The organism is Microbispora sp. H10670, assembly GCF_014161385.1.
Taxonomy (GTDB): domain Bacteria; phylum Actinomycetota; class Actinomycetes; order Streptosporangiales; family Streptosporangiaceae; genus Microbispora; species Microbispora triticiradicis.
In genome coordinates this window covers 1-17706 of sequence record NZ_JABBWW010000017.1, presented here as the reverse complement: position 1 = coordinate 17706, position 17706 = coordinate 1, and the positions used below count along the sequence as shown (strand labels likewise).

Sequence of the window (17706 nt, the reverse complement as noted above, 5' to 3'; positions counted from 1 at the left end):
CGTCAGCCCCAGGCGTCGCCGGACGGGTCCGGCCCGAAGTGGCGGAGACAGACCGATCCCCAGAGGAAGCCGGCCCCGATCCCGGCCATGATCATGAGGTCTCCGTGGCGGACGGTGTTCTCCATCGCCTCGTGCAGCACCGTGAACATGCTGGCCGCTCCGGTGTTGCCGAGCCGCCCCACCGTCGTGGGGACGCGGTCCGCGGATATGCCGAGGCTCGACACCGTCTCGTTGATGATGTTCTGGTTGGCCTGGTGCAGGAGGAAGTGCCGTACGTCCTCCAGGCCGACTCCGGCGCGCAGGGCGGCCTGCCTGATGCTGCCCGGCAGCTGACCGGTGGCCATGTCCCAGACGGCCCTGCCGTTCATCTTCAGGAACTGGCCGCGTTCGTCCACCGTCTCGGGGCTGGTCGGCCGGCGGGAACCGCCCGCGGGGATCTGCACCTCGTAGGAGAGCGCGGAGCCGGTGTGCCAGGACAGCAGCCCGAAGCCGCTCGCCGTCGGCCGCAGCAGCGCGGCTCCGGCGGCGTCGCCGAAGAAGACCCGGGTCCCGCGGTCCAGCGGGTCGGTCAGCCGGGACCCGGCGTCGGCTCCGATGACCAGGATGTTGCGGAAGGCGTCGTTCTGCAGCAGGTGCGCGGCCAGGAGGATCGCGTGGATGCCGCCCGCGCAGGCCGACTGCGAGAGGTCGAGCGGAAGCGCGCGCCGCGCGCCGAGCGCCTCGGCGACGATCAGCGCGGTGGAGGGGAGCGGCTGGTCGGGGGTGAACGTGGCGACGATGACGACGTCGAGGTCGCCGGCGTCCACCCCGGACCGGTCGAGCGCCTGCCGTGCCGCGGCGATGCCCATGTCGGACGTGGCCATGCCCTCGGTGAGGAAGCGCCGCTGCCTGATCCCGATCCGGGAGGTGATCCACTCGTCGGAGGTGTCCAGTGTCTCGGCCAGGTCGTCGTTGGTCACGACCTGCTCGGGCACGTAGAGCCCGGTCGCGCCGATGCCGACAGGGCGGGTGAGCGGTGTCGCGGCGCCGGCGATCGCCGGCGCCTCATCCAGACGGAACGTTCTCTGCACGTGTTGTCTCCGATCTGTCATCCCGGCGCACCGAGGGGGCGACACCGTCAGCCCCGTATCGCGCTCGGCATGACGAGCCCCCGTCGCCCCGGTTCCGGCCCTGAGGCGGGAGTGGGCGTCCGGCCGTCTCCGCCCGCGTGGGCGGGCGTCGGTTCGGACTCGACGCCTGTTTCCCCGCGCCCATGGTTCGCGTGCTGCTGGGAAAGCTAGCACCGAATTGTCGGGTGAACCACGCACTTTTGTGCCGCGTTTTTCCGGCATGACCGGCAGTTTTTTTCTGCCGTCGAAACCGCGTGGTCCGCCCCGGCCCGGCCGATGAGCATGGTCGGCGGCCGCTTTTCCAAGCGTGGTGCCGACCGGCAGAGCGGGGGGCCGGATCGGCGGCGGTTCCGCTGAACTTACTGGTCAGACGCTTGGCGGATCTCGCCTTTTCCAGGCGTGCGCCCGAAGGTCGGGGCCGCCGGAAAAAGTGTGTCGTCCAGGTTTCGCGATTCTGCCGCCTGAACCGCATTGTTAGGGCGGGGCCGGACTGCGAATCATTCGGTTTCGAAACGGGGCGGTTGTCGGGCGGCCGGCCGTGGAGCACGAGGGTGTGGGGGCGACGCGATGACCGACGAACAGAAATACCTGGACTATCTCCGGCGCGCCACGGCCGAGATGCAGGATCTACGGGAGCGGCTGCGCGCGGCGGAGGAACGCGAGCACGAGCCGATCGCCATCGTGGGCATGGGCTGCCGCTACCCGGGCGGGGTTGGCTCGCCGCAGGACCTGTGGGACGTGGTGTCCGGCGGACGCGACGTGGTGTCGGAGTTCCCGCGCGACCGTGGCTGGGACGTCGCGGGACTGTACGACCCGGAGCCCGGCAGCCCGGGCAGGACCTACTCGCGCCACGGCGGTTTCCTGCACGACGTCGCGATGTTCGACGCCGGTCACTTCGGCATCAGCCCGCGCGAGGCGCCCTCGATCGATCCGCAGCATCGGCTGCTCCTCGAATGCTCCGCCGAGGCCTTCGAACGGGCCGGCCTGGACCCCGGCTCGCTCCGCGGCAGCAGGACCGGCGTCTTCAACGGGGTCATGCCGAACGAGTGGTCCGGTCAGATGGGCAGTCTCGCCTCCGGACGCGTCGCGTACGCCTTCGGCCTCGAAGGACCGGCGGTCACCGTGGACACCGCGTGCTCGTCGTCACTGGTGGCGCTGCACCTCGCCTGCCAGGCGCTGCGGAACGGCGAGTGCTCGCTCGCCCTGGCGGGCGGCGCGACGGTGATCGTGGCGCCGGACACGTTCCTGGAGTTCAGCAGGCAGCGGGGCCTCTCCCCGGACGGGCGGTGCAAGTCGTTCGCCGACTCGGCGGACGGCACCGGGCTGGCCGAGGGCGCCGGTGTCCTGCTGCTGGAGCGGCTGTCGGACGCCAGGAAGCACGGCCACCCGGTGCTGGCCCTCGTCCGCGGGTCCGCCGTCAACCAGGACGGCCGGTCGAACGGCCTCACGGCGCCCAACGGGCCCGCCCAGCAGAGGGTCATCCGCCAGGCGATGAACGCCGCCGGGCTGTCGGCTGCGGACGTGGACGTCGTCGAGGGGCACGGGACGGGCACGCGGCTGGGCGACCCGATCGAGGTGCAGGCGATCCTGGCGACCTACGGCCGGAACCGGCCCGCGGACCGGCCGCTGCTGCTGGGTTCGATCAAGTCGAACATCGGCCACACCCAGGCCGCCGCCGGCGTGGCGGGAGTGATCAAGATGGTGCTGGCGATGCGCGCCGGCGTGGTGCCGCCCACGCTGCACGTGGACGAGCCGTCCCGGCAGGCGGACTGGTCCGGAGGAGCGGCGACGCTGGTGCTGGAGCCGACCCCGTGGCCGGAGACGGGCAGGCCGCGCCGGGCCGCCGTGTCCTCGTTCGGGCTCAGCGGCACCAACGGGCACGTCATCCTCGAACAGCCGCCGGCCGGCGACGACGAGCCGCCCATTACAGGCACGCCGGCGTTGCCGTGGATGCTGTCCGCGCGGACCGAGGAGGCGCTGCGGGGCTACGCCGACAAGTTGCGCGCGTACGCGGTCGCCCATCCCGGGGTGGAGCCGGCCGGCATCGCCGCCGCCCTGACGCGGCGTCCCCTGATGGCGCACAGAGCCGCCGTCCTGGCCGCGGACCGCGAGAGTCTCGTAGGCGGACTGACGGCGCTGGCCAGGGGCGAGCAGGCGGCCGGCGTGGTCCACGCCCAGGCGTCGCCGGGCCGGCTCGCCGTGATGTTCTCCGGACAGGGCTTCCAGCGGGCGCGCATGGGCCGGGAGCTGCACGCCGCCTTCCCCGTCTTCGCCGACGTCTTCGACGCGGTCTGCGCCGAGCTGGACGAGCACCTCGACCGCCCGGTGAGGTCCGTGGTCTTCGCCCGCCCGGACACCGCGGAGGCGCGGCTGCTCGACCGGACCGACTACACCCAGGCCGCGACGTTCGCCCTGGAGATCGCGCTGTACCGGCTGCTGGAGAGCTTCGGCGTCCGGCCCGGCTTCCTGATCGGGCACTCGGTCGGCGAACTGGCCGCCGCCCATGTCGCGGGCGTGCTCTCGGCGGCCGACGCCGCCCGCGTCGTCGCGTACCGCGGCAGGCTGATGCGGGAACTGCCCGGCGGCGGGGCGATGCTCGCCGTCGCGGCCCCCGAGGCGTGGGTCCTGGAGCGGCTCGCGTTCCTCGGCGCCGACGTGAGCCTGGCGGCGGTGAACGGACCCGCCGCGGTCGTGGTCTCCGGCGAGGAGGCGGCGGTCGCGAAGGTCGCCGCCGACTGCCGCGCCCAGGGCGTCCGCGCCCGGCCGCTCCGCGTGTCCCACGCCTTCCACTCGGCGCTGATGGAGCCGATGCTCGCCGGGTTCGCCGACGTGCTGGCGTCGGTCGCGTTCGCTCCGCCCAAGGTGCCGGTGGTGTCGACCGTGACCGGGACGCCGCTCGGCGACGACGAGGCGACCTCGACCGGCTACTGGCTGTCGCAGGTGCGGCGTACGGTCAGGTTCGGCGACGGCGTCCGGTGGCTGCGCGCCCAGGGCGTGAACCGCTTCTTGGAGATCGGGCCGGACGGCGGGCTGACGACCGCCGCGCGGGACGTGGCCGACGCCCACCCGGACCCGGACTCCGGCTCGGACGTGACGCCGATGTTCCAGGCGGCGCTGCGGCGGGGGCGGCCGGAGACCGAGTCGTTCCTGAACGCCCTGGCCGTGGCGCACACCCACGGTGTCACCGTGGACTGGTCGCCGGTGGTCCCCGGGGAAACGCGCCGGCTCGACCTGCCGACGTACGCCTTCCAGCGGCGGCGCTACTGGCAGGACGACACGGCGGCGCCGAGGGACCCGAGCGGGTTCGGGCTCGGTGCCGTCGACCACCCGCTGCTGAGCGCGGCGGCGGACGTCCCCGGCACCGGCGACCTGGTCCTCACCGGGCGGATCTCCCTGGACACCCACCCGTGGATCGGCGACCACGCGATATGGGACGTCGCGCTGGTGCCCGGCGCGGCCCTCGTCGAACTGGCCGCCCAGGCAGGTGAGCCGGCGGGCTGCGGGCGGGTCCGGGAACTGGTCCTGCGGGCGCCGCTGGCGCTGCCGGAGCGTACGGCGGTGCTGTTGCGGCTGGTCGTGGGGCCGCCGGACGACCAGGGGGAGCGCGCGATCGGCCTGTACTCCCGGCCGGAGGACGACGCGGACGCGACCTGGGTCTGCCACGCCTCCGGTGTCCTCGCCCCCGAGATCGCTGAGGCCCCCGAACCTTCGGAGGCCGGGGCGGAGCGCGAATGGCCTCCGGCCGGCGCGGTCGCGGTGGCGCTGGACGACGCCTACGACCGCCTGGCGTCGAGCGGATACACCTACGGGCCCGCCTTCCGCGGGCTCCGGGCGGTGTGGCGGCGTGGCGAGGAGGTCTTCGCCGAGGTCGCGCTCCCCGAGGACCAGCAGGCGCGGGCCGGGAGGTTCGCCGTGCATCCGGCGCTGCTCGACGCCGCCCTGCAGGCGGCGGTCGTGGACGGCCTGGGCGCCGCCGACGAGGAGTCGCCGGCCCGGCTGCCGTTCTCCTGGCACGACGTGACCCTGCACGCCGCCGGGGCGGTGGCGCTGCGGGTCCGGCTCACCCCGGCCGGCCCGGACGCGCTCACGCTCGCGGCGTACGACCCCTTGGGCCGTCCCGTGGTCACGGTCGGCACGCTGGTGCTGCGGCCGGCGTCGGCCGAGCAGATGAGCGCGGGCCTGCCCCGTGACGACTCGCTGTTCACCGTGGACTGGACGCCGGCCGGGCCGGCGCCGCAGGATCCGTCCGGCGCGCCGCGCGGCGGCTGGGCGTCCGTCGGAGCCGACGACGTACGCGTGACGGACGCCCTGCGGTCGTCGTGGGGCGACAGCCGCTGGCATCCCGACATCGCCGCCCTGCGGGAGGCCGTCGCCGCCGGGGAACCGGCTCCCGCGCTGGCCGTCGTCCTGTGCGAGCCGCTCACCGGGGAGGCACAGGTCACGGAGGAAGCACAGGTCACCGAGGAAGCACAGGTCACCGAGGAAGCACGGGCCGCCGGGGACGTCCCGGCCGGCGTGCTCGGCACCGCCGCCGGAACGCTGGCGCTCGTGCAGTCGTGGCTGGCCGACGATCGGCTCGCGTCGTCGCGGCTGGTGGTCGTCACCCGGGGCGCGACGGCGGCCGGGGGACGGGTCCCGGACCTGGCCGGCGCGGCGGTCTGGAGCATGCTGAGGTCGGCGCAGACCGAGCATCCGAACCGGTTCCTGCTCGTGGACCTCGACGACGAGGAGGCGTCGGTCCGGTCGCTGCCCGCCGTCGCCGTCCTGGACGAGCCGCAGGTCGCGATACGCGACGGCGAGCCGCTGGTGCCGCGGCTGACCCGCGCCGGGACGCCGGAGCCGCCGCCCGCCCTGGCCGACCCGGACGGGACCGTCCTGATCACCGGCGGCACCGGCGCGCTGGGCACGGCCGTGGCCCGGCACCTGGTGACCGCGCACGGCGTCCGGCACCTGCTGCTGGCCGGGCGCCGCGGCCGGCTGGAGCCGGCCGTCGAGGCGGAGCTCACGGAACTGGGCGCGGACGTGCACGTCGTCGCCTGCGACGTCGCCGACCGCGACAGTGTGGCCCGGCTGCTCCGGGAGATCCCCCGGGAGCGCCCGCTGACGGCCGTCGTCCACGCCGCCGGCGTCCTCGACGACGGGACCGTCGAGACGCTGACCCGCGCGCGGCTGGAGGGCGTGCTGCGGGCCAAGGCCGACGCGGCGTGGCACCTGCACGAGCTGACCCGGGACGCGGACCTGCGATCGTTCGTGCTGTTCTCCTCGCTGGCCGGGACGTTCGGCACGCCCGGGCAGGCCAACTACGCGGCGGCCAACGGGTTCCTGGACGCACTCGCGGAACGCCGGCGGGCGGACGGCCTCGCGGGCCTCTCGATCGTCTGGGGCGCCTGGGAGAACGGCGGCATGGCCGGCCGGATCGCCGAGGCCGACCGCACCCGGATGGCCCGTGCCGGGGTCGAACCCCTGTCGGCGGACGACGGGCTCGCGCTGTTCGACCGCGCGAACGCGGCCGGCGCCGCCGCGGTCGTCGCGGCCCGGCTCGACCTCGGGAGGCTGCGGAAGGAGGCGGTCCGCTTCGACCAGGTGCCGCCACTGCTGCGCGGCCTGATCCGGCGGCCGAAGACGCGGGCGGGGACGCCGGGCGCCCAGGCCGAGGCGCTGCGCGCCCGGCTGGCGGAACTGCCGGAACAGGACCGGCTGCGCGAGGTGCTCGGTCTCGTGCGCGAGCACGTCGCCGCCGTGCTCGGACACGCCGCGGCGGCCTCCGTCGAGACCGACCGGGGGTTCCTCGACATGGGCATGGACTCGCTGATGGCGGTGGAGCTCCGCAACCGCCTGGGCGCGGTGACGGGCCTGCGACTGCCCTCCACGCTGGTCTTCGACTACCCGAGCGTCCAGGCGGTGGCGGGCTACCTGGTGGCGGCGCTGCTGCCCGAGGCCGCGCCGGACACCGGGCGGACCGCCGAGGACGACGCGATCAGGAAGGTCCTCGCGACCCTTCCGGTGGCCCGGCTGCGGGCGTCCGGCCTGCTGGACGCGCTGATGGGGCTGGCCGACGACCCGCTCGGGCAGGACCCGCCGCAGGACGACGGCGAACTCGCCATCAAGGAGATGGCCGTGGCCGACCTGGTGGCCCGCGCCTACGAACGAGCCGGCTCGTAGACCCCGCACTCCTCCCGGCCGTTGACGTCCCGCCGCCGTGCCCACGCCGTGCCCCAAGCGGTGCCCGCGCCGTGCCCCTTGCCGTACCCCAGCAGTGCCCGAAGGAGCGATGAGACACCATGCCGTCCGACTCTCACCCGTCCCCGAATGGGCACCCGACGCTGTGGGGGCTGTCGGCCCCCTACGCGGGCGCTCTGCGCGCCCAGGCCCGGCTCCTCCTCGGACACCTTGGCGGCGGCCACCAACACGGCCACCAACACGGTGACCGACCCGGTGACCAGGAATGGCGCCCGGCCGACGTCGGGTGGTCACTGGCCCGCGCCGGCGCCGGAGGCGCCCACCGGGCGGCGATCGCCGGCGACGACCCCGCGGCCTTCCTGGAGGCGCTGCGGGCGCTCGCCGAGGGAGACGGCGCCCCGGGGCTGGCCGAAGGGCGCGCCCACCCCGGCGGGGTCGTGTTCGTGTTCCCCGGCAACGGCTCGCAGTGGCAGGGCATGGCGGTCGACCTGCTCGCGTCCTCGCCGGTCTTCCTGGCCCGCATGGAGGAGTGCGCCCGCGCGCTGGAGCCGTACGTCGACTGGGCGCTTCTCGACGTGCTGCGCGGCGCGCCCGGCGCGCCCCGGCTGGACCGCACGGACGTGATCCAGCCCGCGTTGTTCGCGACGATGGTCTCGCTCGCCGACCTGTGGCGGTCGTACGGCGTCGAGCCGTCGGCCGTGCTCGGCCACAGCCTGGGCGAGATCGCCGCCGCGGTGGTCGCCGGGGCGCTGACCCTGGAGGACGGGGCGCGGGTGGTCGCCCTCTGGAGCCAGGCGATGCTCCCCATGACCGGTCACGGGGAGATGGTCTCGGTGCTGGCGTCGGCGGACGACATCTCCGCCCGCGTCGGCGCGTACGGCGGACGGCTGGAGATCGGCGTCCTGAACGGCCCGCAGTCGGTGCTGGTCTCCGGTGACCTGGACGCGGCGCGGCAGTTGGTCGAGGAGCTCACCGCGGACGGCTTCCGCGTCAGGGCCACCGGCACGAACCTCGCGGTGCACTCGCCGCACATCGACGCGATCACCCCGGACCTCCACGGCAGGCTGCTCCCGATCCGGCCGCGGCGCGCCCGCATCCGCTTCTACTCGTCGCTGCTGGGCGGCGTGCTGCCCGACGACGTGCCACTGGACGCGGGCTACTGGTGCCGGAACATCCGCGAGCCCGTCCGGTTCGAGGAGGCCACGCGGGCGGCGCTGGACGACGGGTACGGCGTGCTGCTGGAGGTCAGCGTGCACCCGGTGCTGACCGGGGCGGTGCGCCAGACCGTCGAGGCCACCGGCGCCGCCGTGCCGGTCCGCGCGTCGCTCCGCCGCGACCAGGCCGACCTCGGCAGGGTCATGCGCGCGCTGAGCGAGCTGCACGTCGACGGAGTGCCGCTGGAGTGGGACGCCGTGTACGCCGGGCACGAGCCTCGTGAGGTCGCCCTGCCGGAGACCGCGGCCGCCACGGAGGAGGAGGACGGCCGGCCGTCCCTGGGCACGCGCCTGGCGGAGCTGACCGAGAGCGGACAGCGTGCGCTGCTGCTCGACCTGGTGGGCCGGGAGCTCGCGGCGCTGCTCGGCACGCCCGGTCCGATCCCGCCCGACCGCCAGTTCCGGGACCTCGGGTTCGACTCGGTGACCGCCCTGGAGATCCGCGGCCGGCTCATGGAGGCGACGGGCACACGGCTGCCCGCGACCATGGTGTTCGACTACCCGACGCCCGGCGAGCTCGCCGAGTTCCTGCGCGTCACGCTGGCGGGCGCGGAGCCCTCCGGCGCCGTGGCGCCCGTGGCCGCCGCGGACGACGACCCCGTCGTTGTCGTCGGAGCCGGGTGCCGTTACCCCGGCGGGATCCGCGGGCCCGAGGACCTCTGGTCCCTCGTCAGCGACGGAGCCGACGCCATGGGGCGGTTCCCGGACAACCGGGGATGGGACCTCGACGGCTCCTACGACGACCAGACGCGCCGGGCCGGGACGCACTACCAGCGCGAGGCCGGCTTCCTGCACGACGCCGACCTGTTCGACGCCGACTTCTTCGGGATCAGCCCGCGTGAGGCACTCGCGATGGACCCGCAGCAGCGGCTGCTGCTGGAGACCTCCTGGGAGGCGTTCGAGCGGGCCGGCATCGTGCCGGCCTCCCTGCGCGGCAGCGCGACCGGCGTGTTCGTCGGCGCGATGACCGTCGACTACAGCGCGCGTCTGGAGCGGCACCCCGACCTGGAGGGATACGTCCTCACCGGGAACACCGCCAGCGTCCTGTCCGGCCGGGTCTCCTACCTCTACGGTTTCGAGGGGCCGTCGGTCACCGTGGACACGGCGTGCTCGTCGTCCCTGGTCGCGCTGCACCTCGCCGTACAGGCGGTGCGGCGCGGGGAGTGCGGCCTGGCGCTGGCCGCCGGGGTGGCCGTCAACGCGAGCCTCAACATCTTCAAGGAGTTCGCGCGGCTGAACACGCTCGCGCCGGACGGCCGGTGCAAGCCGTTCTCCGACGACGCCGACGGGTTCGGCATCTCCGAGGGCGTCGGCGTGCTCCTGCTGGAGCGGCTCTCGGACGCCCGGCGGAACGGCCACGAGGTGCTCGCCGTGATCAGGGGGTCCGCGGTCAACCAGGACGGCGCGTCCAACGGGCTCGCGGCGCCGAACGGCCCCTCCCAGCAGCGGGTGATCCGCGGCGCGCTCGCCGACGCCGGGCTCCACCCGTCCGAGGTGGACGTGGTCGACGCGCACGGCACCGGCACCCGGCTGGGCGATCCGATCGAGGCCCAGGCACTGATGGCGACGTACGGGCGGGACCGCGACCGGCCGCTGCTGCTGGGCTCGCTGAAGTCGAACCTCGGCCACACCCAGGCCGCCGCCGGCGTCGGCGCGGTCATCAAGATGGTCGAGGCCATGCGGCACGGGGTGGCTCCCCGGACCCTGCACGTGTCCGCGCCCAACTCGCACGTGGACTGGTCGGAGGGCGGGGTGTCGCTGCTGACCGAGCGGGTCCCCTGGCCGGAGACCGGACGGCCGCGCCGGGCCGGCGTGTCGTCCTTCGGCGTCAGCGGGACCAACGCGCACGTGGTGCTGGAGCAGGCGCCCGATCTCGATCAGAACCTCGATCCCGGGTCCGGGCCCGCCGCCGTCGCGGACCCGGCCGGCCCGCCGCCCGGGCCGGTCACGGTGACCCTCTCGGCCCGCGGCCCGGCCGCCCTGCGCGGGCAGGCCGCGCGGCTGCGGTCGTGGCTGGAGTCCCGGCCGGACGTGCCGCTCGCGGACGTCGCCCTGGAGCTGCGGGCGGCGCGTTCCCCAATGGACCACCGGGCCGCCGTGGTGGCCGCCGACCACGGCGAACTGACGCGCGCACTGTCCGCGCTCGCCGAAGACGCCCCCGACTTCGGCGTCGTGTCCGGCGTCGCACGGCGGTCCGGTGCGGTGTTCGTGTTCCCCGGCCAGGGCGGCCAGTGGCCGGGGATGGGGGCCGGCCTGCTGCGCTCGTCCCCGGAGTTCGCCGCCGCCGTACGGGCGTGCGACGAGGCGCTGGCCCCGTGGACCGGTTACTCGGTCCTGGACGTCCTGTCGGGCTCGCCGGACGCGCCGGGCCTGGACCGGGTCGACGTCGTCCAGCCCGTCCTGTGGGCGGTGATGGTGTCGCTCGCCGAGGTGTGGCGCGCCCACGGCGTGGTGCCCGCCGCGGTCGTGGGCCACTCGCAGGGCGAGATCGCCGCGGCGTGCGTGGCCGGAGCGCTGTCGCTCCGGGACGCGGCGAAGGTGGTCGCGCTGCGCAGCCGCGCGCTGCGGGACCTGTCCGGATCGGGGGCGATGGCCTCGGTCGCGGCGCCGGTGGACGTCGTGGAGCGGCTGCTGTCCCCCTGGGGCGAGGCCCTGTCGGTGGCCACGGTGAACAGCCCGCTGTCGACCGTGGTGGCCGGTGAGGCCGGGGCGCTGGGGGAGTTCGTGGAGCGGTGCGCGGCCGACGGGGTCCGCGTCCGCCGGATCCAGGTGGACTACGCCTCCCACTCCCCGCAGATGGAACAGGTGCGGGAGACGCTGCTGGCCGAGCTCGCCGACGTCGAGCCCCGCGCGTCCGCCGTGAGCTTCTACTCGACGGTGACCGGAGACCTGCACGACACCTCCGGGCTCGACGCCGCCTACTGGTACGAGAACCTGCGCGGGCGGGTGCGGTTCGCCGACGTCTGCGCGCGGCTGATGAGCGGGGGCCGGGACTTCTTCGTCGAGTGCGGCCCGCATCCCGTGCTGACCATGGCGATCGAGGAGTGCGCGGAGGCGGTGGAGGGCGCGGGGGCGCGGCCCGTCGCGATTCCGACGCTGCGCCGCGACGAGGACGGGCCCGCCGCCCTGCGGACCGCGCTGGCGCGGGCCTGGGTGAACGGCGCGCCCGTCACCTGGGACGAGGATCGCCTGCCGCGCCCGGCGCGGCGGCTCGGGCTCCCCACGTACGCGTTCCAGCGGGAGCGCTACTGGGCCGAGACGGGCGGGGCGCGGTCCGCCGGAGCCGGCGCCCTCGGCCTGACCCCCACGGAACACCCGCTGATCGGCGCGGCGACCGAGATCGCCGACGACGGCGGGGTGCTGTTGTCGGGCCGCCTGTCGGCCCGGTCGCAGCCGTGGCTGGCCGACCACGTGGTGTCCGGCTCGGTGCTGTTCCCGGGCACCGGATTCGTGGAGCTCGCGGTGCGCGCGGGCGACGAGGTCGGCTGCGGGCAGGTGGAGGAACTGACGCTGGAGGCCCCGCTGGTCCTGCCGGCCGACGGAGACGTGCGCCTGCAGGTCCGCGTCGGCCCGGCCGACTCGGGACGCCGCGGCGTGTCGGTGCACTCCGCGGGCGAGGACGGCGGGTGGACCCGGCACGCCACCGGGGTGCTCGGCCCGGTGGCGGCGGCGTACGAGGAACTGCGGACCTGGCCGCCGCGCGACGCGGCGCCGGTGGCCGTCGACGGGTTGTACGACCTGCTGGCCGAGCGGGGCTACGGGTACGGCCCGGCGTTCCGCGGGCTGCGCGCGGCGTGGCGGCGGGGGGACGAGGTCTTCGTCGAGGCGGCCCTGCCGGAGGACGCCGCCCGTGGCGCGGACGGCTTCGGGCTGCACCCCGCGCTGCTCGACACGGCGATGCACGGGCTGTTCCTCGGCGAATTCCTCCCCGGGGACGACACCTGGTTGCCGTTCTCGTGGCGGGGCGTCTCGCTCGCGGCGTCCGGCGCGACGGACGTGCGGGCCCGGCTGTCGCCCGCGGGGCGCGACGCCGTCCGGGTCGTGGTCGCCGACGGCGCGGGGAGCCCGGTCCTGTCGGCCGAGTCCATGGTCCTGCGGCCGGTGCCGAAGTCGCGGCTGCTCGCCTCCGGCCTGGCCGACTCGCTCTACACCCTTGGCTGGACGCCCCTCGACTCCGCCGCCGGCCCTGCTCCGGACCATGCTCAGGATCGGCCCGGCACGTCCGGCTGGGCCGTTCTCGGCCCGGGCGGGCCCGGACCGGCCGAGGATCTCGGCGTCGCCCGCCACGCCGGTCTCCGGGAGCTCATCGACACGCTCGGCTCCGGCGCGCCGGTCCCGGACGTGGTGCTGCTGCCCGTCACGCCGGCGGTCCCGGGTGACGCCGCCGGCGTCGGGGAATCGCTCCGGGACCTGCTCTCCACCCTGCGGTCGTGGCTCGGCGAGCCGCGCCTCGGCGGGTGCGCGCTCCTCGTGCTTACTGAGAACGCGGTGCTTATTGAGAATGCGGCGCTCACCGAGAACGCGGTGGAGATCGGCGACGCCGGTCCCACGCCCGCGGCGGCCGCCGTCTGGGGGTTCGTCCGCGGCGCGCGGGAGGAGCACCCCGGGCGCTTCCTGCTCGGCGACGTCGCCGGCGCGACCGGCCGGGCGCTGCGCGCCGCGGTGGCGTCCGGCGAGCCGGAGTTCGCCGTACGCGGGGACACGGTCCTGGTCCCCAGGCTGGCCCGGGCGGGCGCGGACGAGACGCTGACGCCTCCCGGCGACGGCGCGCCGTGGCGCCTGTCGGTGGCGGGGGAGCGCGGCACGTTCGACGACCTGGCGCTCGTGCCGTCCCCGGATGCGGCGCGGGACCTGGCACCCGGCGAGGTGCGGATCGAGGTGCGCGCGGCCGGGCTCAACTTCCGCGACGTGGTCGTCTCCCTGCGGATGGTGCCGGGCCAGGAGGGCATCGGCACCGAAGGGGCCGGCGTCGTCGTCGAGACCGGCCCGGCGGTGACCGGGCTGGCGCCGGGAGACCGGGTGATGGGGATCTTCCCCGACGCCTTCGGCTCCTCCGTCGTCGTCGACCACCGTCAGGTCGTACGGATGCCGGCCGGCTGGACGTTCGAGCGCGGAGCCTCGGTGCCGGCGGCCTTCCTGACCGCCCTGCACGGCCTGCGCGACGTGGCGGGGCTGTCGGCGGGGGAGACGGTGCTGGTGCACGCCGCCGCGGGCGGCGTGGGGACGGCGGCGGTGCAGGTGGCCGCCGCGCTGGGCGCGCGCGTCCTCGCCACGGCCCATCCGGACAAGTGGCCCGCCCTGAACGCCGTGGGCATTGCCGACGAGTGGATCGCCTCGTCCCGCTCGCCGGAGTTCGAGGAGCGGTTCCGGGCCGCCACCGGCGGCGCAGGGGTCGACGTCGTACTGAACTCCCTGACCGGTGAGCTCGTGGACGCCTCGCTCCGGCTGCTGGGCTCCGGCGGCCGGTTCGTCGAACTGGGCAAGACCGACATCCGGGATGCCGCCGAGGTCGAAGCCGCCCACCCGGGCGTGCGGTACCAGGCGATCGACCTGAGCCGGGCCGATCCCGGCCTGGTCCGGCGCCTGCTGACCGAGCTGGTGGACCTGTTCGAGAAGGGGACGCTGACGCCGCCGCCCGTCCGGACGCTGGACGTGCGGCGCGCGCCCGAGGCGTTCCGGTTCATGAGCCAGGCACGGCACGTCGGGAAGATCGTGCTGCGCATGCCGCGCCGCCGGGACCCGCGCGGCACCGTGCTGATGACCGGCGCCACCGGGATGGCCGGCCGGGTGATCGCCCGGCACCTCGTGACCGCCGGCGGCGTCCGCCGCCTCGTGCTGGTGAGCAGGCGCGGGACGTCTGCCCCGGGCGCGGCGGAGCTGGCCGCCGAACTCGCCGGGCTCGGCGCGGTGGTCGCCGTCGAGGCGTGCGACGCCGCCGACAGGGAGGCCGTCGCCGCGGTGCTGGCGAGGATCCCGGCGGAGCACCCCCTCACCGCCGTGGTGCACGCGGCCGGTGTGCTCGACGACGCGGTGCTGGACACGCTGACCCCCGCGCAGATCGACGCGGTCCTGCGGCCGAAGGCGGACGGCGCGCTGGTCCTGCACGAGCTCACCGCGGGCCTGGACCTGGCGGAGTTCGTGCTGTTCTCCTCGGCCGCCGGCCTGACCGGAAGCGCCGGGCAGGCCCACTACGCCGCGGCGAACACCTTCCTGGACGCGCTGGCGCAGCACCGGCGCTCCCGGGGGCTGCCGGCCACCTCGATCGCGTGGGGCCTGTGGGCCGAGCAGAGTGAGATGACGGCCCGGGCCGACCACGGCCGGCTCGCCCGTCTCGGCCTGCTGCCCATGACCGGAGAGCAGGCGGCGGGGCTGTTCGACGTCGCCACCGGCCTGGACCACGCCCTGGCACTCGCCGCGAGGGTGTCGACGGCCGGCCTGCGCGGGCAGGCGGCGAGCGGCACGCTCTCACCGCTCTGGCGGGGCCTGGTGCGTACGGCGGCCCGGCCGGAGGCGGGCACGGCAGGCGGCACGGGAGACGGTCTGGGCGGCGCCTCGCTCACCCACCGGCTGGCCGGGCTCCCGGACGGCGAGCGCCGCCGGACGCTCCTCACCCTCGTGCGCGCCCACGCCGCCACCGTGCTGGGGCGTGCGTCCGGCGCGACGATCGACCCCGGCCGCGGGTTCCTCGACCTCGGCTTCGACTCGCTCAGCGCGGTGGAGTTCCGCAACCGGCTCAGCGCGGCCACCGGCCTGCGGCTGCCGTCCACCCTCATCTTCGATCACCCGAACCCGGAGGTCCTGGCCGGATACCTCGTCACCGAGCTGGCGCCGGCGGATCAGCCGGGGGACCGGCCGGCGGCGCCCGGCGGCGACGGCGAGGAGGCCGAGCTGCGCCGCCTGCTGGCGTCCATCCCGCTGGAGCGGCTCCGGCAGGCCCGGCTGGTGGACGTCCTGCGCGAGCTGGCCGGCCGTACGGAGGAGGCGCCGGAGACGGTGCCGCGGGCGGACGAGAGCGCGATCGACGAGATGAGTGTGGACGAACTGCTCAAGCTGGCCCCCGGGATGAGCGCGTGAACAGGTCGGAAGGGTGGGACGGACGATGAACGCATCCCTCGAAGAGGTAGTGCGGGCCCTGCGCTCCTCGCTGAAGGAGGCCGAACGGCTGCGGGAGGAGAACCGGCAGCTCGCCGCACGGAGCCGGGAGCCCATCGCGATCGTCGGGATGGCCTGCCGCCTCCCCGGCGGGGCGGACTCCCCGGAGGCGCTGTGGACGATCCTGTCGGAGGGCCGCGACGCCGTCCGCGGATTCCCCGGCGACCGCGGCTGGGACGTCGAGCGGCTCTACGACCCCGACCCGGACGCGCCAGGGAAGACCTACGTACGGGCGGGCGGGTTCCTCCCGCAGGCCGCGCACTTCGACGCCGGGTTCTTCGGGATCTCCCCGCGTGAGGCCCTCGCCATGGACCCGCAGCAGCGGCTGCTGCTGGAGTCGTCGTGGGAGGCGCTGGAGTGGGCGGGCCTGGACGTGGCCTCCCTCCGGGGCAGCCGGACCGGCGTGTACTTCGGGGTGCTGCCCTCGGAGTACCTCACCGACCCCATGCGGGCGCCGCAGGACGTGCAGGACTTCGCGGCCACCGGCAACTCGACGAGCATCGCCTCGGGCCGCCTCGCCTACGTGCTCGGGCTGGAGGGGCCCGCCGTCACGGTGGACACGGCGTGCTCGTCGTCGCTGGTGGCGCTGCACCTCGCCGTACAGGGACTGCGGCAGGGAGACTGCGCCCTCGCGCTGGCAGGCGGGTGCACGGTCATGTCGAGCCCGGCGACCATCGTCACCTTCTCGCGTCAGCGGGCGTTCTCCGCCGACGGGCGGTGCAAGGCGTTCGGTGGGGCGGCGGACGGTTTCGGGCCCGCGGAGGGCGCGGGCGTGCTGGTGCTGGAGCGGTTGTCCGACGCCCGGCGCAACGGGCACCGGGTGCTCGCGGTCGTGCGCGGCTCGGCGGTGAACCAGGACGGCGCGAGCAGCGGGCTGACCGCGCCGAACGGCCCCTCGCAGCAGCGGGTGATCCGGGACGCCCTCGACAACGCGGGCCTGTCGCCCGCCGACGTCGACGCGGTGGAGGCGCACGGCACCGGCACCCGGCTGGGCGACCCGATCGAGGCCCAGGCCCTGCTGGCGACGTACGGCGCCGGCCGCCCCGACGACCGGCCGGTGTGGCTGGGGTCGGTGAAGTCGAACATCGGCCACACCCAGGCGGCGGCCGGCGTGGCCGGCGTGATCAAGATGGTGCTGGCGATGCGGCACGAGACGCTGCCCCGGACGCTGTGGGCGGACGAGCCCTCCCCGCACATCGACTGGGACGCCGGCGCGGTGCGCCTGCTGGCCGAGGAGCGCGGGTGGCCCGCCGGAGAGCGGGTGCGGCGCGCGGGCGTGTCCTCCTTCGGGCTCAGCGGCACGAACGCCCACGTGGTGATCGAGGAGGCGCCGGACGAACCGGCCGGCCCCGCTCCCGCCGCCCACCCTGCCGCCCACCCTGCCGCTCACTCCGGGGGGCCGTTCCCGTTCGTCCTGTCGGGCGCGGGTGAGGAGGGCCTGCGCGCCCAGGCGCGGCGCCTCAGGTCGTTCCTGGACGAGCACGAGGGGCTGCCCGCGTCCGGCGTCGCCGCGGCGCTGGCCTCCCGGTCCGCGCTGTCGCACCGCGCGGCGGTGGTCGCGAGCGATCGGGCCGGTCTGCTCGCGGGCCTGGCCGCGATCGGCGACGGCGGCGCGGCCGCCGACGTGGTGAGCGGGGTGGTGCGGGCCGCGGGCGGCCGTCCGGGTGTGGTGTTCGTCTTCCCCGGTCAGGGGTCGCAGTGGGCGGGGATGGCGGTGGAGCTGGCGGAGTGGTCGCCGGTGTTCGCCGGGCGGTTGGCGGAGTGCGGGCGGGCGCTGGATCGCTTTGTGGACTGGTCGTTGCCGCGGGTTTTGGGGGATGCGGCGGCGTTGGAGCGGGTGGATGTGGTGCAGCCCGCGTTGTGGGCGGTGATGGTGTCGCTGGCGGAGGTGTGGCGCTCGTTCGGGGTGGTGCCCTCGGCGGTTGTCGGCCATTCGCAGGGGGAGATCGCGGCGGCGTGTGTGGCGGGTGCGCTGAGTCTGGAGGACGCGGCGCGGGTGGTGGCGGTGCGCAGTCAGGTGATCGCGCGGTCGCTGGCCGGGCGTGGCGGGA

4 protein-coding genes are annotated in these 17706 nt (G+C 75.5%); 3 read left to right on the top strand and 1 reads right to left on the bottom strand.

The genetic code is table 11. The features are described 5' to 3' along the window. Positions 1-2 precede the first annotated feature (2 nt). Positions 3-1070, bottom strand: coding sequence for a 3-oxoacyl-ACP synthase III family protein (locus HHX33_RS22545; protein ID WP_244302294.1), 1068 nt, complete (start codon positions 1068-1070; stop codon positions 3-5). Positions 1071-1676: 606 nt separating this feature from the next. On the opposite strand from HHX33_RS22545, the gene HHX33_RS22540 reads away from it, so the two are divergent. The 3 genes from HHX33_RS22540 to HHX33_RS22530 form a co-directional block, all read left to right on the top strand. Then, a complete protein-coding gene (locus HHX33_RS22540; RefSeq protein ID WP_182876366.1) occupies positions 1677-7271 on the top strand; it encodes a type I polyketide synthase in 5595 nt (1864 codons plus the stop codon). A gap of 119 nt (positions 7272-7390) precedes the next feature. Further along, positions 7391-15577 (top strand): type I polyketide synthase, encoded by an 8187-nt coding sequence (locus HHX33_RS22535; RefSeq protein ID WP_182876365.1) that lies wholly within the window; start codon positions 7391-7393, stop codon positions 15575-15577. A 25-nt stretch (positions 15578-15602) separates the two neighbouring features. After that, a partial coding sequence (locus HHX33_RS22530; RefSeq protein WP_182876364.1) for a type I polyketide synthase occupies positions 15603-17706 on the top strand: 2104 nt, incomplete at its 3' end.